This window comes from Serratia grimesii, from assembly GCF_900186025.1.
GTDB lineage: Bacteria > Pseudomonadota > Gammaproteobacteria > Enterobacterales > Enterobacteriaceae > Serratia > Serratia grimesii.
This window is the reverse complement of the sequence record NZ_LT883155.1, coordinates 377,186-395,406: the sequence shown is the minus strand read 5'-3', so window position 1 is coordinate 395,406 and position 18,221 is coordinate 377,186. Positions and strand designations below refer to the sequence as shown.

The following is an 18,221-nucleotide window of genomic DNA, read 5'->3' as shown; positions in this document are numbered from 1 at the left end:
TGACGCTGTGCGCCTGATTATCACGCTATTGCTCGGTTGTTTACTGTCTCAACCGGTGCTGGCCGCTACGGTGCCCACTGAAGCTCAGATTAAGCAAGAGCTGAAGCAGGCCGAGAGCAACAAAAGCGCGCCTAATCAGGCGGAAACGACAGAGGCACTGCAAAGCGCCCTCAATTGGTTGTCGGAGCGTAAAGAGTCGTTAACGCGCGTTGAACAGTATCAACGCGTGATCGACGACTTCCCCAAGATGACGCAGGAGCTGCGCCGTCAGTTAACGCTGGAAGACAGTAAAATCTTGCCAAACGGCGATAACCTGCCGGCCAGCGATCTGGAACAGCAAATACTGCAGACCAGTAGTCTGCTGCTGGAACAGGCTCGCTTGCTTCAACAAGAACAGGATCGTACACGAGAGATCAGCGACTCTCTTGGTCAATTGCCGCAACAGCAGACCGATGCTCGCCGTGCGTTGACTGAAGTACAACGCCGCCTGCAAGCTCAGCCCGCCAACCCAACTACCCCGCATGCGCAAGCAGCACTGGCGTTGTTGCAGGCAGAGGCCGCAGCGCGTAAAGCTAAGGTTGATGAACTCGAACTGGCGCAACTGTCGGCCAACAACCGCCAGGAACTGGCGCGAATGCGCGCCGAAGTCTACAAAAAGCGCCATGAGAAGATTGACGTCCAACTGCAAGCGCTACGCAACAACCTCAACGCGCAACGGCAGCGTGAAGCCGAACTGGCGTTGGAAAAGACCGAACAGCTCGCCGAACAAAATGGCGATCTGCCAAAAAGCATCAGTCAGCAGTTACAGATTAACCGGGAGCTTTCTGCCGCCTTGAATAATCAGGCCCAGCGTATGGACCTGATCTCATCCCAACAACGCCAGGCCGCCGCCCAAACACTGCAGGTGCGTCAGGCATTAAGTACCATTATCGAACAAGCTCAGTGGCTCGGTTCTTCATCGGCGCTCGGCGAAACCCTGCGCGCTCAGGTGGCAACACTACCGGAAATGCCCAAGCCACAGCAGCTCGATGGCGATATGGCTCAACTGCGCGTGCAACGGCTGCAGTTTGAAAGCCAGTTGGAGAAACTGCCTCAGCGAGAGTTCAAACGTGACGACGGCAGTGAACTGACTAGCGCGGAACGACGCATTGTCGACGCTCAGTTGCGTACCCAGCGTGAACTCCTGAATTCACTGCTTTCTGGCTGCGATACACAAATTCTCGAGCTAACTAAGCTGAAAGTGGCCAATACCCAGCTGATTGAAGCACTGAACGAGATTAAGGACGCTACACACCGCTATCTGTTCTGGGTGCCGGATGTTAATCCGATTACCCTGTCCTACCCGATTAATGTGGCGCATGATCTCACGCTCTTGCTGTCTCTGGATACGTTATCGCAGCTCGGTGGCGCCTTTATGATGATGGTGACCAGCCGCGAAACACTGATCCCCATTTTCGGTGCTCTGCTGCTGGTCATTTTCAGCATCAGTTCCCGTAAGCACTATCACGACTTTCTGACACGAGCCAGCAGCCGGGTTGGTAAGGTCACCCAAGACGAATTTTTCCTGACCGTACGCACCGTGTTCTGGTCAATTCTGGTTGCTCTACCACTACCTGTACTGTGGGCAGCACTCGGGTTTGGCCTGCAAAGCGCCTGGAATTACCCGGTCGCCGAAGCAATCGGCAAAGGAGTGACGGCCACACTGCCGATCCTCTGGGTATGTATGATCTGCGCCGCGTTTGCTCACCCGCAAGGGTTATTCATCGTGCACTTCCGCTGGCCGGCGAAGCAAGTTTCACGCGCCATGCGCTACTACAAAATGTCGATCTGGCTGATCGTGCCGCTGATTATGGCTCTGATCACCTTCGACAGCCTGAAAGAACGCGAGTTTGCCAACACCCTCGGCCGGTTGTGCTTTATCCTGCTGTGTTTAGCGCTGGCTATCGTCACCAACAGCCTGAAACGTGCCGGAATTCCGCTGTATCTGGACAAGAAAGGCTCCGGCGAGAACATGATCAACACCGCGCTGTGGGGGCTGCTGCTGTCGGCACCGGTGCTGGCGGCGCTGGCTTCCGCTGTCGGCTACCTGACTACGTCACAGGCGCTGCTGGCACGGTTGGAAACCTCGGTCGCAATCTGGTTCTTCCTGCTAGTGATTTACCATATTATTCGCCGTTGGATGCTGATCCAGCGCCGCCGTATCGCCTTCGACCGCGCCAAACAGCGCCGTGCCGATATCCTGGCCCAGCGAGCGCGTGGTGAAGAGGAAACCTCACACGCCCCCAACAGCACCGAAGGTTCGATGGATCTGGATGACTCGGAGATCGATCTGGACACCATCAGTGCCCAATCACTGCGGTTGGTTCGCTCGATCCTGACAATGATCGCGCTCGTGTCAGTGATCGTCTTGTGGTCAGAAATTCATTCCGCCTTTAGCTTCCTGGAAAACATCACTCTGTGGAACGTCAGCTCGACGGTCAATGGGGTGGATACCGCGCATCCAATCACCCTTGGTGCGGTATTGATCGCCATTCTGGTGCTGATCGTCACCATGCAGCTGGTGCGTAACCTGCCGGCGCTGTTGGAACTGGCAGTGCTTCAACACCTGGATCTGACGCCAGGCACTGGCTATGCCATCACCACCATCACCAAGTATCTGCTGCTGCTGTTCGGAGCATTGCTCAGTTTTGCCTGGATCGGCATCGAGTGGTCGAAACTGCAATGGGTAGTGACTGCGCTCAGCGTGGGGTTGGGTTTTGGTATGCAGGAGATCTTCTCTAACTTTATCTCCGGCCTGATCATTTTGTTCGAGAAACCGATCCGTATCGGCGATACGGTGACGATCCGCAACCTGACCGGTAGCGTCACCAAGATCAACACCCGTGCTACGACGATTTCGGATTGGGATCGCAAAGAGATCATCGTGCCGAACAAGGCATTTATCACCGAACAGTTCATTAACTGGTCGCTGTCAGACAACCTTACCCGTGTGGTACTGACCGTGCCGGCGCCTGCGGATGCCAACAGTGAAGAAGTGACCAAGATCCTGACAAACGCCGCTGAGCGCTGCTCGCTGGTGCTGGATAACCCGGCACCAGAAGTGTATCTGGTCGATCTACAGCAAGGTATCCAGATCTTTGAACTGCGTATCTACGCCGCAGAAATGGGCCACCGCATGCCACTGCGTCACGAGATTCATCAGTTGATCCTGGCCGGTTATCGCGAGCACGGCATTACGCTGCCATACCCTCCGTTCCAGGTCCGCAGCGAGACGCTGTCGCGTTTGACCAGTAACGGCCGCACTCCGCCATCAACACCGACGCCAAGTACCAAGCGAGAATCGGGCAGTTTGTAAACGCAGAATGCAAAAAGGGTTTGGCGTGCAATGCAACACCGAACCCTTTTATCACCACAATATACCCTATGGCTTTCAAATTGCAGCCAGGCGGCCAACTCGCTCATCCCCAGCTATTGTAGGGGCGCCGCATGCTACGTCCGCATTCATCAGGACCAATTTATTCGCCCTCTACAGTAACTGAGGTTAGCGATAAATCTGTCAGGAACAGATTTGAACGCTGCAGCTTAAAAGACGACGGGTATCGCAGTTATGCACGGTCGACCGGGAAGGCAATCACTTCGCTCAGGCTCTCGGCCCCCAACGCCAGCATAACCAACCGATCAATCCCTAACGCCACACCAGAACATTCCGGCATGCCGTGCTGCAAAGCATCCAGCAGATTGTTATCAATTGGGTGCTGAGGCAAGCCACGTTCCGCACGTTTGCGGTTATCCTGCGCAAAACGCTGACCTTGCTCGCGGCTGTCCGTCAGTTCACGGAAGCCATTCGCCAGCTCAATGCCTTTGAAATAGACCTCGAAACGCTCTGCCACCCGGTGATCTTCGGTGCTGATCTCCGCCAGCGATGCCTGGCTGGCCGGGAAATGATAAACAAACGCCGGCTTGTCACGGCCAATGTTAGGTTCAACACCAACGGTGAACAGCAACTGCAACAACGTATCGCGATCTTCTTCGGTATCGGCAATATTGCTCAGATCAAGCTTGGCCGCAGCTTCACGCAGTTGTGCTTTCTCCGCTGACAGCGGATCAATATCCAGATGGCGTAAGAACGCCTGCTGATACGACAGAGTCTCCGCGCTGTCGCAATCCAATACCTGCTGCAACAGATCGTCCACTTCATTCATCAGCCGGTACATGTCGTAATGCGGACGGTACCACTCCAGCATGGTGAATTCCGGGTTATGGTGGCGACCAGCTTCTTCATTGCGGAAACTGCGCCCCATCTGATAGATCGGTCCGCTACCCGCAGCCAACAACCGTTTCATGTGGTATTCCGGGCTGGTCATCATGTACAGCGTCAGGCCATCCGCTGCACCGGGCCCGACGAAACGCGTCTGGAACGGGAACAGGTGGATATCGGTGACCGTCGCCTGGCTCATGGTTGGCGTTTCAACTTCCAATACGCCACGATCGGCGAAGAAACGCCGGATCTCAGTCAGGATCGCTGCGCGTTTCAACAAATTGGCGATGGGTGCACTTGGCTGCCAGCTTGCCGTTTCGCTCATGGTAATTACTCCGAAATCAAACAGGGGATGCAGTCTACTCGTATCCTGGCATGCAAACAAATTCTTAACAGCCCGGTGCCTTCAATGGCGGTATTTCCTGATAAATACTTAGCAACAAGGTTAATAAAAGGTGAATAAACGTTAAATACCCCTTGAAGGCAATTATCCTTCCAGCTTCGCGTTAAAAGGCAAAACAATCGATCACATCAAATTTCTTCTACTTATCTTTAGGTATAGTTAATTCCACATTATTGGTGGGAGATATCTATCCTTAGTCTTTATGCAACGACAATGAACTCAATTAGTTAGCACCCGAAGAATTTTTATAAATATTAAGCATAGATATTTAATTTGCCGTTCTTAACAAGAATATTGGAGGAATGCAGTGCAAACCTTTAACGCCGATCTTGCCATTATTGGGGCCGGGGGTGCTGGTTTACGTGCAGCAATAGCCGCAGCGGAAGCCAATCCCCAACTGAAAATCGCGCTGATCTCTAAAGTTTACCCGATGCGCAGTCATACCGTGGCCGCCGAAGGGGGCTCCGCCGCCGTTACTCAGGATCACGATACCTTTGACTACCACTTTAACGACACCGTTGCCGGTGGCGATTGGTTGTGTGAACAGGACGTCGTCGACCATTTCGTTCACAACTGCCCACGTGAAATGATCCAACTTGAACAGTGGGGTTGCCCGTGGAGCCGTAAACCAGACGGTTCAGTCAACGTGCGTCGCTTCGGCGGCATGAAGATTGAACGCACCTGGTTCGCCGCCGATAAAACCGGCTTCCATATGCTGCACACCCTGTTCCAGACATCACTCAAATACCCGCAAATCCAGCGTTTTGACGAGCATTTTGTACTGGATATTCTGGTGGATGACGGTCAGGCCCGTGGCCTGATCGCGATGAACATGATGGAAGGCACCCGCGTGCAGATCCGCGCCAATGCAGTGATTATGGCGACCGGTGGTGCTGGACGCGTATACCGCTACAACACCAACGGCGGCATCGTTACCGGTGATGGCATGGGCATGGCGTTCCATCACGGCATACCGCTGCGTGATATGGAATTCGTCCAATATCACCCGACCGGCTTGCCAGGCTCCGGCATCCTGATGACCGAAGGTTGTCGTGGTGAAGGCGGCATCCTGGTGAATAAAGACGGCTATCGCTATCTGCAAGACTACGGTATGGGGCCAGAAACCCCACTGGGCGAACCGAAGAATAAATACATGGAACTGGGCCCGCGCGACAAAGTTTCGCAAGCTTTCTGGCACGAATGGCGTGCTGGCCGCACCGTCCCAACACCACGTGGGGACGTGGTTTATCTCGACCTGCGTCATCTGGGTGAGAAGAAACTGCTTGAGCGCTTGCCGTTTATTTGTGAACTGGCCAAAGCCTATGTCGGCGTCGATCCGGTGAAAGAGCCTATCCCGGTGCGTCCGACTGCGCACTACACCATGGGCGGCATTGAAACCGACCAAAACTGTGAAACACGCATCAAAGGGCTGTTTGCCGTCGGCGAATGTTCTTCCGTCGGCCTGCATGGTGCTAACCGCCTGGGCTCCAACTCACTGGCAGAACTGGTGGTGTTTGGCCGAGTCGCCGGTGAACACGCAGCACGGCGGGCATTGGAAAGCGGTCCGGCCAACGGCAGTGCGCTGGATGCGCAAGGGCGTGACGTCGAAACCCGGCTAAGCAACCTGATGAAACAGGAAGGCAACGAGAACTGGGCCAAGATCCGCGACGAGATGGGTATGTCGATGGAAGAAGGCTGTGGCATTTACCGCACACCAGAATTGATGCAGAAAACTGTCGATAAACTGGCTGAGCTGAAAGAACGTTTCAAGCGCGTCAAAATCACCGACAGCTCCAGCGTATTCAATACCGATCTGCTTTACACCATCGAGTTGGGCTACGGCCTGGACGTGGCCGAATGCATGGCACACTCGGCCATAAACCGCAAAGAATCCCGTGGCGCCCACCAGCGTCTGGATGAAGGCTGTACCGAACGTGACGACGTGAATTTCCTGAAGCATACACTGGCGTTCCATAACCCGAACGGTGCACCACGCCTGGAATACAGCGACGTGAAGATCACCAAACTGCCACCGGCCAAACGTGTGTACGGCGCTGAAGCCGAAGCGCAAGATAAAAAGGATAAGGAGCAGGCAAATGGCTGAGATGAACACGCTAAAAATCGAGGTCATGCGCTATAACCCAGAACGTGATGCCGAACCGCATTTCGAGACCTTCGCAGTACCTTATGATGAGCAGACCTCGTTGCTCGACGCACTGGGCTACATCAAGGATAACCTGGCACCCGACCTTTCCTACCGCTGGTCATGCCGTATGGCGATCTGCGGCTCGTGCGGCATGATGGTCAACCGCGTGCCAAAACTGGCATGCAAAACCTTCCTGCGCGAATATACCGACGGTATGAAAGTAGAGGCATTAGGTAACTTCCCGATTGAACGTGATTTGGTGGTCGATATGACTCACTTTATCGAAAGCCTGGAAGCCATTAAGCCTTATATCATCGGCAATAACCGTAAACCGGAAGATGGTCCTAACGTCCAAACCCCTGCGCAGATGGCCAAGTATCACCAGTTCTCCGGTTGCATCAACTGTGGTCTGTGCTACGCCGCCTGTCCACAGTTCGGTTTGAATCCAGAGTTTATTGGTCCTGCGGCTATCACCCTGGCGCATCGCTACAACCTGGATAACCGCGACCACGGCCAGAAACAGCGCATGGCACAGCTCAACGGCCAGAACGGCGTCTGGAGCTGCACCTTTGTTGGCTATTGTTCTGAAGTCTGTCCAAAACACGTTGATCCGGCCGCTGCTATTCAGCAGGGCAAGGTGGAAAGCGCCAAAGACTTCATGATCGCCATGCTGAAGCCGCAATAAGGGAGATAAACAGCAATGACAACACAACGTAAGCCCTATGTGCGCACCATGACGCCGACCTGGTGGCAAAAGCTCGGCTTCTACCGTTTCTATATGCTGCGTGAAGGGACCTCGGTGCCAGCAGTGTGGTTCAGCATCGTGCTGATCTACGGCGTTTTTGCGCTGAAAGGCGGAGCGGATAGCTGGGCAGGTTTCGTCGGTTTTCTGCAAAACCCATTGGTGCTGCTGATTAACGTGGTCGCCCTGCTGGCGGCGCTGCTGCACACCAAAACCTGGTTCGATTTGGCACCGAAAGCCGCCAATATCGTGGTCAACAGCGAGAAAATGGGGCCTGGGCCTATCGTCAAAGCGCTGTGGGCGGTAACGCTGGTCGCCAGCGTGGTCATCCTGGCCGTGGCCTTGCTGTAATCCGGAGGAAACATGATAAATCAAGCACCTAAACGCTCAGACGAACCGGTTTTCTGGGGATTATTCGGCGCCGGAGGCATGTGGGGGGCAATCATCGCGCCCGCTATCGTGTTGCTGGTCGGTATTCTGCTGCCGCTGGGATGGTTCCCCGGAGATGCACTCGGTTATGACCGCGTGCTGGCCTTCTGCCAGAGCCTGATCGGTCGCCTGTTCCTGCTGTTGATGATCATCCTGCCACTGTGGTGCGGTCTACACCGTATCCACCACGCGATGCACGATCTGAAAATCCACGTGCCAGCGGGCAAGTGGGTATTCTACGGTCTGGCGGCAATCCTCAGCGTAGTCACCGTGATTGGCGTGGTTACTCTATAAAACACATCTGGCGGCCAACTCCCGTTGGTCGCCTGCTTTGCCTTTAGGCTAAACTGTTTATTTCAATCCGGTAAACAGGAGTAACCCATGCGTTTTCGGTCAAAGCTATGCTCGATTATTCCCGCTTTCCTTTCCGCCGCTTGCAGCGTTTCTCCACCACAGAATATCAAAGTAGTGAATGATTTCGACAGCAAACGTTACCTCGGTACCTGGTATGAAATTGCTCGCTTTGATCATCGCTTTGAACGCGGCCTTGAGCAGGTCACCGCCCATTACAGCCCACGCGAAGACGGTGGCCTCAAAGTGGTTAATCGAGGTTTTAATGTGCAAAAACAACAATGGCAGGAAAGCACAGGCAAGGCCTACTTTACTGGATCACCGCAGGTAGCTGCACTTAAGGTGTCCTTTTTTGGGCCCTTCTACGGTGGTTATAACGTGATTGAGTTGGATGCGAATTATCGCTACGCACTGGTTTGCGGCCCAAACCGGGGGTATTTGTGGATTCTGTCGCGCACGCCGACGCTAGATGCCGCCACGCGCGACAGATTAGTACAAACCGCGAAAAACAACGGCTTTGATACGGATAAGCTAATCTGGGTGAAGCAATCTCAGAATCAATGACTGCTGAACTTCAGCCCGAGTATGCCGACAACAATCAGGCACAGGCTGATAATACGTGCAATATTGGTCGACTCCCCCAGCAATACCATCCCCATAATCGCCGCCCCCACAGCACCGATCCCCGTCCACACGGCATAAGCGGTGCCCGCAGGTAGCGTTTTCATCGCGTTCGCCAACAGCACCATACTGACCACCATTGCAACGACAGTAATGATGCTTGGCGTCAGGCGGGTAAATCCATGGGTGTATTTCAGGCCAATAGCCCATACAACTTCAAGTAATCCCGCGATAAGTAAAATAATCCAAGCCATGAGACGGCCTCCATAACTGTGGGGTCGTCCCCGAACAATGACACGCAAACGGGTCGTCCCGTTCAGTTTTATGAGAAGTGACGGGCAAGGAGAGCCGCCAGAGGCAGGATATCAGGCCCGTAAACAGGCAGGCAAGCAGGTTTGACGATGCGGTGGTATCCCACCGAGGGAAATACCACCAGGATCAAGAATGCGGGCTATTCCGCGCTGCGCTGGATGGCCTTACCGCCAGCCTGAATATCTTCGCCCACGCCTTGAGTGGTATTGCATGCGGTCAATGAGGCTAAGAACATCAAAGAGAAAATCGCGATAATACTTTTCTTCAGCATATGAAAGTCCTTATTTGTCAGTGATGAATAAGTACAGCTTTCTAAGCTTAGTAAATATTAACGGGAGTTGCTGTTTAAAATGGTTTTATTCGCACAAATACATTAATTAAATTAATAATTATTAACTGGCCGTACGCGAGATAGCGCCACCCAGGTGCTGAACGTCTTCACCGAAGCCACGGAAAGTATTACAACCGCTAAGGGACATCAGTAACAATAAGGAGACAACGGCTAACAGCGTTTTCTTCATTATGCAGATTCTGCCAACAATATACGGGAAGGGATAAAACAAAGGAGCCAAGCTTGGCTCCTTTGTGTTGAAACTTATTTAACGCGTGAAACGTATTCGCCAGAGCGGGTGTCAACACGGACAACTTCGCCAATCTGTACGAACAATGGAACCTTAACCACAGCGCCAGTGCTCAGGGTAGCAGGCTTGCCGCCGGTACCAGCAGTGTCGCCTTTCAGGCCTGGATCGGTATCAGTGATTTCAGCTTCGATGAAGTTCGGCGGCTGAACCGCGATAGGACGACCGTCCCACAGGGTAACGATACATTCTGCGTTATCTTGCAGCCATTTTGCCGCATCAGAAACAGTTTTTTCTTCAACACCGTGCTGCTCGAAAGTCTCAGGGTGCATGAAGTGGTAGAACTCACCGTCGTTGTACAGGTAGTTCATGTTGGTATCTACAACGTCTGCGCCTTCGCAAGAGTCAGTAGATTTGAAGGTTTTTTCAACGCGGCTGCCGGTCAGCAGACGACGCATTTTAACGCGTGCAAACGCCTGGCCTTTGCCCGGCTTAACGAACTCACTGGATTCGATGGCGTAAGGTTCACCCTCGAACATGATTTTAAGACCCGGACGGAAATCGTTGCTAGAATAAGTCGCCATGATGGCCCTCTGAATATTTAAACTGGTAGCTTAGCCAAAAAAATGGCACACATTATAACCCAAAGTACGGCATATAGAGAAGATTGGTTGCATCAACTCGCCGATGTTATTACCGATCCCGATGAATTACTGCAGCTTTTATCACTGAATACGCATCCAGAGCTGCCGCAGGGCCGCGAAGCCCGACGCCTGTTCGCACTGCGCGTACCACGCGCCTTCGCCGCACGCATGCGTCCCGGCGATCCCGATGACCCCTTACTGCGCCAGGTACTGACTGCCAGCGAAGAGTTCATCAATGCGCCTGGCTTCACAAACGACCCACTGGATGAACAACGTAGTGTGGTGCCAGGCCTGCTGCATAAATACCGTAATCGTGCTTTGCTGTTGGTTAAAGGCGGCTGTGCGGTCAACTGCCGTTACTGCTTCCGCCGCCATTTCCCGTATCAGGACAACCAGGGCAACAAGGCCAACTGGCGTCAGGCGCTGGATTATATCCGCCAACACCCAGAACTGGATGAGATTATTTTCTCCGGTGGTGACCCGTTGATGGCGAAAGACCATGAACTGGACTGGCTGATCGGCGAGTTAGAAGCCATTACGCACCTGAAACGGCTGCGTATTCATACCCGCTTACCCGTCGTTATCCCTGCACGTATTACGCCTGAGCTATGCCAGAGGCTATCAGCATCACGCCTACAGGTGTTGATGGTAACGCATATCAACCATGCCAATGAGATTGACCGTGAACTTCAGGCCAGCATGGCACAACTGCGTCTGGCCGGTGTCACGTTGCTGAATCAAAGCGTGCTGCTGCGTGGCATTAATGACAATGCTGACACGCTGGCGGCGCTGAGTAACGCGTTATTCGACGCCGGTATTCTGCCGTACTATATCCACGTGCTAGATAAGGTACAGGGAGCCGCGCACTTTATGGTCAGTGATGACGAGGCGCGTAAGATCATGCAGTCACTGCTGAGCAAGGTTTCTGGCTATATGGTGCCTCGCCTTACCCGTGAAGTCGGCGGTAAGCCAAGCAAAACCCCGCTCGATCTGCACCTGATGCAAGACTGACCGTGACGGTTTATCGATACAAAAAGAGGCATGCCTGAGCATGCCTCTTTTTTATGCCATGTTGTAAACAGTATTATGTTACGGGCACTTATAAACCTGGCCGACCATTTTGCTGTCTAATGGGGCAAAGCTTGATAGCAAGTTCTGGCTTGGGCTGGTTGCACCATAAATCACATTGCCACCCATTGCCGCAGCTTTATTACGCAGATCGTTTGCCGCCCCACGCATGGAACTACCTTCACCACCGTTACCTGACAACCAGTTGCTCTGAGTGCCGGTCACTTCGCCCACCAGCTGGCATTCTGCTGCCGGTTTGGTGTCAGTGAATTTAACCTGTTGGCCTGCGGCGGACAGTTCATTGGTGCTGCTGCAACCTGCCAGCAGCACGGCTGCCGAAAGACCCAGTAAGGCTTTAATCCGCATCTTGTTCCCCATCTATTTGAGAATTTCGCAAAAGCTTATCAGAAAGCGTTGCCATCTCTTAAGCATCCGTTGCCACTGGTGCTGGCCAACGTCTTGAGCGACAGCTGATGAAAGATCAGTTTACCAGCTAAATCAGTCCGGTCTGCAAAAATATCATCAAAAGCCGTGCGATAAAGCACGCAAAAAAAAGCCCCGACCAATTGGCCGGGGCTTTTGCACACGCTAACGTGGGGGATGATTACATCATGCCGCCCATGCCGCCCATGCCGCCCATACCACCAGCGCCACCTAAATCAGGTGCGTCGCTTTTTGGCAGGTCGGTTACCATGCATTCGGTGGTGATCATCAGGCCAGCCACAGAAGCCGCGTACTGCAGAGCAGAACGGGTTACTTTGGTTGGATCCAGGATACCCATCGCGATCATGTCGCCGTATTCTTCGGTGTAAGCGTTGTAGCCGTAGCTGCCTTCGCCTGCTTTCACGTTGTTAGCAATCACGGAAGCTTCTTCACCGGCGTTGATTACGATCTGACGCAGTGGAGATTCCATTGCGCGCAGAGCAACCTTGATACCGACGTTCTGGTCTTCGTTGTCGCCTTTCAGGTTAGCGATTTTGCTTGCTACACGGATCAGTGCAACACCACCGCCAGCAACCACGCCCTCTTCAACCGCAGCACGGGTTGCGTGCAGGGCATCTTCAACGCGTGCTTTCTTCTCTTTCATTTCAACTTCAGTTGCTGCGCCAACTTTGATAACGGCAACGCCGCCAGCCAGTTTAGCGACACGCTCTTGCAGTTTTTCACGATCGTAGTCAGAGGTCGCTTCTTCGATCTGCTGACGGATCTGGGTAACGCGGCCTTTGATAGTCGCTTCGTCGCCCACGCCATCGATGATGATGGTGGTGTCTTTGTTGATCACAACACGCTTAGCCTGGCCCAGGTCTTCCAGGGTCGCTTTTTCCAGCTCCAGACCGATCTCTTCAGAGATAACGGTACCGGCAGTCAGGGTAGCGATGTCCTGCAGCATGGCTTTACGACGGTCGCCGAAACCAGGTGCTTTAACCGCAGCCACTTTCACGATGCCGCGCATGGTGTTAACGACCAGAGTAGCCAGTGCTTCGCCTTCAACATCCTCAGCAATGATCAGCAGTGGTTTGCCTGCTTTCGCTACGGCTTCCAGTACTGGCAGCATTTCACGGATGTTGGAGATTTTCTTGTCTGCCAGCAGGATGAACGGGCTTTCCAGCTCAATAGAACCTGTTTCTGGTTTATTGATGAAGTATGGAGACAGGTAGCCACGATCGAACTGCATACCTTCAACCACGTCCAGCTCGTCTTGCAGGCCAGTGCCTTCTTCAACGGTGATGACGCCTTCTTTACCCACTTTTTCCATCGCTTCTGCAATCAGTTTACCCACGGTTTCGTCGGAGTTTGCAGAGATAGTGCCTACCTGAGCGATAGCTTTGGAGTCAGAACAAGGTACGGACAGTTTTTTCAGCTCTTCAACAGCAGCGATAACCGCTTTGTCGATGCCGCGCTTCAGATCCATCGGGTTCATGCCGGCAGCCACTGCTTTCAGGCCTTCGGTGATGATGGATTGAGCCAGTACGGTTGCAGTGGTGGTACCGTCGCCTGCAGCGTCGTTCGCTTTAGAGGCAACTTCTTTCACCATTTGCGCGCCCATGTTTTCAAACTTGTCTTCCAGTTCGATTTCACGAGCAACAGATACGCCATCTTTAGTGATGGTAGGAGCGCCGAAGGATTTATCCAGCACTACGTTACGGCCTTTCGGGCCCAGGGTCACTTTTACTGCATCAGCGAGAACATTCACACCGCGGAGCATTTTCACGCGAGCGTCATTGCCGAATTTTACGTCTTTAGCTGCCATTGGTATTTCCCTTCAACTCGTTCAGTTCAGAAGATAAAAGCGTAATTACGCTTCAACAATTGCCAGAATGTCGCTTTCGGACATGATCAACACTTCTTCATTGTCGATCTTCTCTGCTTTCACGCCGTAGCCGTCGTTGAAAATCACGATATCGCCAACTTTTACATCCAGCGGCTGGATGTTGCCGCTTTCCAGAACACGTCCTTTACCAACTGCAACTACTTCACCACGAGTAGATTTACCCGCTGCAGAGCCAGTCAGAACGATGCCGCCAGCAGATTTTGATTCAACTTCTTTGCGCTTGACGATAACGCGGTCATGCAATGGACGAATACTCATTGAACGCTCTCCTGTAAGAAGGTCTCTATCAGATTTAGGGTTGTCACCGGATTGTTATTACCGGCCTCGTGGAATTTGAAATGGGGGCATTCCATCCCCCTTCAAGGGGCCGGCCAAAAAAATTTTCGCTTTTAATGGCAATACTGGGCTACAGATACAAAAAACGCGGCCTGAGCCGCGTTTTTTCAGCGATCGTTACGCGTGTCATGATCGTCAGGTTGGTGATCCAACGTATAGCGATCATCATTCTTACGCTGAAATTCGCCGTCGAAGGTGTTGCCATTGGCAGCATCGCCCCCCTGTCCCCAACCACCAGGGCGGTAGACGGACAGATGCGGCATCAACTTCAACGTCAGCGACTTCTGCACTGGCGGCAATAGCAACAGCAGACCGAGGAAGTCCGTAAAGAAGCCCGGGACCAGCAGCAGGAAGCCCGCCAGCACCAGCGAAACACTCTTCACCATCTCCGCTGCTGGGCTTTCACCGGCGGCCAGTTTCTGTTGCATTTGCATGAAAGTTTTCATGCCCTGATTGCGCACCAACGAAATGCCGACGCAGGAGGTGAACACCACCAGCAACAGAGTAATCGCCACACCCAATACGGCGGCAACTTTGATAAATAGGGATATTTCTATGTAAGCCAACAGAAATATCAGCAGTAACGGTAACCAGCGCACCTGGTTCTCCTCTGGTAGCGTTGCGCAGCCGCACAAGGGCGACAACGCGGAAAAAGAGGCCGGTAAACGGCCGACCTCAATACAATGGGGTCAGCCGGTAGCCATTTCAACCAAAGGCCCTTTTTTATTGCTAAAGTTAGTAAACGTGAATGAGATCACAGAACACGAAACACGTGATTTAAGAAGGCCCAGAAGGTGATCTGGATTCAGTCATTTATTACTAACCAGCATATGATCTGGGCAGCAACGGGCACTATGGTTAATCGTTTCACGCCTGAAGCCTTCGGCAACATAATTTGGTTACCTGACAATTAATTAATTCGGCAGCAATTTAAAGAAGGTTCTCATGTCAAATAACATTCGTATCGAAGAAGACCTGTTAGGAACACGTGAAGTCCCCGCAGAAGCCTATTACGGTGTTCACACTCTGCGTGCGATTGAAAACTTCTATATCAGCAACAGCAAAATTAGCGATGTGCCCGAATTTGTTCGTGGCATGGTGATGGTAAAAAAAGCCGCAGCGATGGCGAACAAAGAACTAAAAACCATTCCGCGTAAAATCGCTGATGTCATCATCCAGGCCTGTGACGAAGTGCTGGATAAAGGCAAATGCATGGACCAGTTCCCGGTAGACGTGTTCCAGGGCGGCGCAGGCACTTCTCTGAACATGAACACCAACGAAGTACTGGCGAATATCGGTCTGGAATTGATGGGTCATCAGAAAGGGGAATATCAATACCTGAACCCTAACGACCACCTCAACAAATGCCAATCCACTAACGACGCCTACCCGACCGGTTTCCGTATTGCAGTTTACGCCTCCAACCAAAAGCTGATCGACGCCATCAACCAACTGCGCGAAGGTTTTGACCATAAGGCCAAAGAATTTGAAAACATCCTGAAAATGGGTCGTACCCAGCTGCAGGATGCCGTCCCTATGACTCTGGGCCAGGAATTCCACGCTTTCAGCGTCCTGCTGAAAGAAGAAACCCGTAACCTGCATCGCACTGCTGAGCTATTGCTGGAAGTGAACCTGGGTGCCACCGCGATTGGTACAGCGCTGAACACCCCTGAAGGTTACCCACAATTGGCAGTCCAGAAACTGGCAGAAATCAGTAATCTGCCGGTGGTGCCAGCCGAAGATTTGATCGAGGCCACCTCAGACTGCGGCGCTTATGTGATGGTACACAGCGCACTGAAACGCCTGGCGGTTAAACTGTCTAAAATCTGTAATGACCTGCGCCTGCTGTCTTCAGGGCCACGCGCCGGCTTGAACGAAATCAACCTGCCGGAACTGCAGGCGGGCTCCTCTATCATGCCAGCCAAAGTGAACCCGGTTATCCCGGAAGTGGTCAATCAGGTGTGTTTCAAGGTGATTGGCAACGACACTTGCGTTACCATGGCGGCCGAAGCAGGCCAATTGCAGTTGAACGTGATGGAGCCGGTCATTGGCCAGGCCATGTTTGAGTCTATCCATATCCTGACCAACGCATGCTATAACCTGCTGGAAAAATGCATTAACGGCATCACCGCGAATAAAGAAGTGTGCGAACACTACGTCTTCAATTCTATCGGTATCGTCACCTATCTGAACCCGTTCATTGGCCACCACAATGGTGACATCGTCGGGAAGATCTGCGCCGAAACAGGTAAAACCGTACGTGAAGTCGTATTGGAACGCGGTCTGCTGACTGAAGCCGAGTTGGATGACATCTTCTCCGTGGAGAACTTGATGCACCCGGCCTATAAAGCCAAACGCTATACGGATGAAAATGAACAATAGCAGATACACCCGGTAGCCAAAAAGGCACGCTAAATCCCCTGGATAGCGTGCCTTTTTACTTTCCATCGCCCACAAAAATTTAACTTTTTATTTTCAATTTACACCCAAAATAATTGGGGCTACATCAAGGCGGCAAGAGAGTGAATCCCGAGGCGCTTGCTCAAGTAAGTGACTGGGGTGAGTACTGGTAGCCAACGCAGATGCGGCATCAAGAATGAAGGGCAAAGCTCATTTTAAGGAGTAGACACTATGTTAGCCGTAGAATTGGTTATCGTTCTGCTGGCCATTTTTTTAGGGGCCAGGCTGGGCGGTATCGGAATTGGATTTGCAGGCGGTCTCGGGGTTTTGGTCTTGGCGCTGATTGGCGTGAAGCCCGGTAGCATCCCTTTCGACGTGATTTCTATCATCATGGCTGTAATTGCCGCGATCTCAGCAATGCAGGTCGCTGGCGGTATGGATTATTTGGTGCAGCAAACTGAAAAACTGCTGCGCAAGAATCCAAAACACATCACGATTTTAGCGCCGATCGTCACCTATTTTCTGACCATCTTTGCCGGTACCGGCAACATCTCCCTTTCCGCACTGCCCGTCATTGCAGAAGTGGCGAAAGAACAGGGCATCAAGCCTTGCCGCCCACTGTCTACCGCCGTGGTTTCCGCTCAGATTGCCATCACTGCCTCACCCATTTCAGCTGCTGTGGTTTACATGTCTTCCGTGATGGAAGGCCACGGTGTCAGCTATCTGCATCTGCTGATGGTGGTAATGCCTTCAACTTTCTGCGCTGTACTGGTGATGTCGTTGCTGGTGAGCTGGCTGTTCGATTCTAAATTGTCTGACGACCCGGTGTACCTGAAGCGCCTTGAAGAAGGCCTAGTGACTCTGCGCGGCAACAAGGTAATGGAAATCAAGCCACGTGCCAAAGTCTCTGTATTGCTGTTCCTGCTGGGTGTGCTGTGCGTGGTCGCCTACGCCATCATCAACAGCCCAGGCCTGGGCCTGGTAGCAAAACCCTTGATGAACACCACCAACGCGATTTTGATCATCATGCTGAGCGTAGCCACCCTGACGACGCTATTGTGCCGCGTCGATACTGACTCCGTGCTGAACTCCAGCACCTTCAAGGCCGGTATGAGCGCCTGTATCTGTATTCTGGGCGTGGCTTGGTTGGGTGATACTTTCGTGCAGGCCAATATTGACTGGATCAAAGAGACAGCAGGCAGCGTGATTCAATCACACCCATGGCTGCTGGCCGTGATCTTCTTCTTCTGCTCGGCGCTGCTGTACTCTCAGGCGGCCACTGCCAAGGCGTTGATGCCAATGGCGCTGGCACTGAATGTATCGCCACTGACCGCCGTAGCGTCTTTCGCCGCCGTCTCCGGTCTGTTCATCCTGCCAACCTACCCAACACTGGTCGCGGCAGTGCAGATGGATGACACCGGCACCACGCGCATCGGGCGCTTTGTATTTAACCACCCATTCTTTATTCCGGGCACCATCGGAGTGATATTAGCGGTGCTATTCGGTTTCCTGCTTGGTAGCGTAATGCTGTAATGCGTTCACCGGGGCTTACCGCCCCGGTTTCCCCCAACCCTGCCCCACTGGCGATAAACTCGCCTTCT

At 52.8% G+C, this 18,221-nt stretch carries 18 protein-coding genes; 9 read left to right on the top strand and 9 right to left on the bottom strand.

Annotated features, from left to right (window positions below; genetic code table 11):
* The first annotated feature begins 7 nt into the window (after window positions 1–7).
* Window positions 8–3,355: a miniconductance mechanosensitive channel MscM gene (mscM, locus tag SGBXF1_RS01790; protein WP_061807518.1), complete on the top strand. Its 3,348-nt coding sequence runs from the start codon at window positions 8–10 to the stop codon at window positions 3,353–3,355.
* A 250-nt stretch (window positions 3,356–3,605) separates the two neighbouring features.
* Here mscM and epmA read toward each other — a convergent pair whose 3' ends face one another.
* Window positions 3,606–4,583: an elongation factor P--(R)-beta-lysine ligase gene (epmA, locus tag SGBXF1_RS01785; RefSeq protein WP_037425937.1), complete on the bottom strand. Its 978-nt coding sequence runs from the start codon at window positions 4,581–4,583 to the stop codon at window positions 3,606–3,608.
* Window positions 4,584–4,968: 385 nt separating this feature from the next.
* On the opposite strand from epmA, the gene frdA reads away from it, so the two are divergent.
* The 5 genes from frdA (at window position 4,969) to blc (ending at window position 8,893) form a co-directional block, all read left to right on the top strand.
* On the top strand, window positions 4,969–6,765 hold the full coding sequence (frdA, locus tag SGBXF1_RS01780) for a fumarate reductase (quinol) flavoprotein subunit (RefSeq protein WP_037425933.1): 1,797 nt from the start codon (window positions 4,969–4,971) through the stop codon (window positions 6,763–6,765).
* Entirely contained in the window at window positions 6,758–7,492 is a 735-nt protein-coding gene (locus SGBXF1_RS01775) for a succinate dehydrogenase/fumarate reductase iron-sulfur subunit (RefSeq protein WP_037425930.1), read from the top strand. Before frdA ends, SGBXF1_RS01775 begins: the two co-directional genes overlap by 8 nt.
* Window positions 7,493–7,507: 15 nt before the next feature.
* A complete protein-coding gene (gene frdC, locus SGBXF1_RS01770; RefSeq protein ID WP_037425927.1) occupies window positions 7,508–7,900 on the top strand; it encodes a fumarate reductase subunit FrdC in 393 nt (130 codons plus the stop codon).
* A gap of 12 nt (window positions 7,901–7,912) precedes the next feature.
* Window positions 7,913–8,272: a fumarate reductase subunit FrdD gene (frdD, locus tag SGBXF1_RS01765; protein WP_020824891.1), complete on the top strand. Its 360-nt coding sequence runs from the start codon at window positions 7,913–7,915 to the stop codon at window positions 8,270–8,272.
* Window positions 8,273–8,359: 87 nt separating this feature from the next.
* Window positions 8,360–8,893: an outer membrane lipoprotein Blc gene (blc, locus tag SGBXF1_RS01760; protein WP_186427731.1), complete on the top strand. Its 534-nt coding sequence runs from the start codon at window positions 8,360–8,362 to the stop codon at window positions 8,891–8,893.
* On the opposite strand, the gene sugE is transcribed toward blc, so the two are convergent.
* The 4 genes from sugE to efp all read right to left on the bottom strand — a co-directional run bounded on the left by sugE (window position 8,887) and on the right by efp (window position 10,424).
* Entirely contained in the window at window positions 8,887–9,204 is a 318-nt protein-coding gene (gene sugE / locus SGBXF1_RS01755) for a quaternary ammonium compound efflux SMR transporter SugE (protein ID WP_037425920.1), read from the bottom strand. The two genes, blc and sugE, sit on opposite strands and share 7 nt — an antisense overlap.
* 197 nt (window positions 9,205–9,401) lie before the next feature.
* A complete protein-coding gene (locus SGBXF1_RS01750; RefSeq protein WP_012004877.1) occupies window positions 9,402–9,533 on the bottom strand; it encodes an entericidin A/B family lipoprotein in 132 nt (43 codons plus the stop codon).
* A gap of 121 nt (window positions 9,534–9,654) precedes the next feature.
* Window positions 9,655–9,783 (bottom strand): entericidin A/B family lipoprotein, encoded by a 129-nt coding sequence (locus SGBXF1_RS01745; RefSeq protein WP_232103375.1) that lies wholly within the window; start codon window positions 9,781–9,783, stop codon window positions 9,655–9,657.
* Window positions 9,784–9,857: 74 nt separating this feature from the next.
* The gene (efp, locus tag SGBXF1_RS01740) at window positions 9,858–10,424 is read right to left on the bottom strand and encodes an elongation factor P (RefSeq protein WP_004952647.1); all 567 of its coding nucleotides are present in this window, start codon (window positions 10,422–10,424) and stop codon (window positions 9,858–9,860) included.
* A gap of 42 nt (window positions 10,425–10,466) precedes the next feature.
* Between efp and epmB the strand changes: the two genes are divergently transcribed.
* Entirely contained in the window at window positions 10,467–11,495 is a 1,029-nt protein-coding gene (gene epmB / locus SGBXF1_RS01735) for an EF-P beta-lysylation protein EpmB (protein ID WP_037425917.1), read from the top strand.
* A 78-nt stretch (window positions 11,496–11,573) separates the two neighbouring features.
* Here epmB and SGBXF1_RS01730 read toward each other — a convergent pair whose 3' ends face one another.
* From SGBXF1_RS01730 to SGBXF1_RS01715, 4 genes are all read right to left on the bottom strand, one after another.
* Entirely contained in the window at window positions 11,574–11,918 is a 345-nt protein-coding gene (locus tag SGBXF1_RS01730) for a DUF4156 domain-containing protein (RefSeq protein WP_037425914.1), read from the bottom strand.
* 238 nt (window positions 11,919–12,156) lie between these two features.
* A complete protein-coding gene (groL, locus tag SGBXF1_RS01725) occupies window positions 12,157–13,803 on the bottom strand; it encodes a chaperonin GroEL (protein ID WP_037425911.1) in 1,647 nt (548 codons plus the stop codon).
* A 45-nt stretch (window positions 13,804–13,848) separates the two neighbouring features.
* On the bottom strand, window positions 13,849–14,142 hold the full coding sequence (locus SGBXF1_RS01720; protein WP_004952634.1) for a co-chaperone GroES: 294 nt from the start codon (window positions 14,140–14,142) through the stop codon (window positions 13,849–13,851).
* 185 nt (window positions 14,143–14,327) lie between these two features.
* Entirely contained in the window at window positions 14,328–14,819 is a 492-nt protein-coding gene (locus SGBXF1_RS01715) for an FxsA family protein (RefSeq protein WP_186427730.1), read from the bottom strand.
* Between the two features lie 346 nt (window positions 14,820–15,165).
* On the opposite strand from SGBXF1_RS01715, the gene aspA reads away from it, so the two are divergent.
* Together aspA and SGBXF1_RS01705 are read left to right on the top strand one after the other, a co-directional pair.
* Complete coding sequence (gene aspA / locus SGBXF1_RS01710; RefSeq protein WP_061807521.1) at window positions 15,166–16,602, top strand: aspartate ammonia-lyase; 1,437 nt, start codon at window positions 15,166–15,168, stop codon at window positions 16,600–16,602.
* A 249-nt stretch (window positions 16,603–16,851) separates the two neighbouring features.
* A complete protein-coding gene (locus SGBXF1_RS01705; RefSeq protein ID WP_037425903.1) occupies window positions 16,852–18,153 on the top strand; it encodes an anaerobic C4-dicarboxylate transporter in 1,302 nt (433 codons plus the stop codon).
* Window positions 18,154–18,221: the final 68 nt, after the last annotated feature.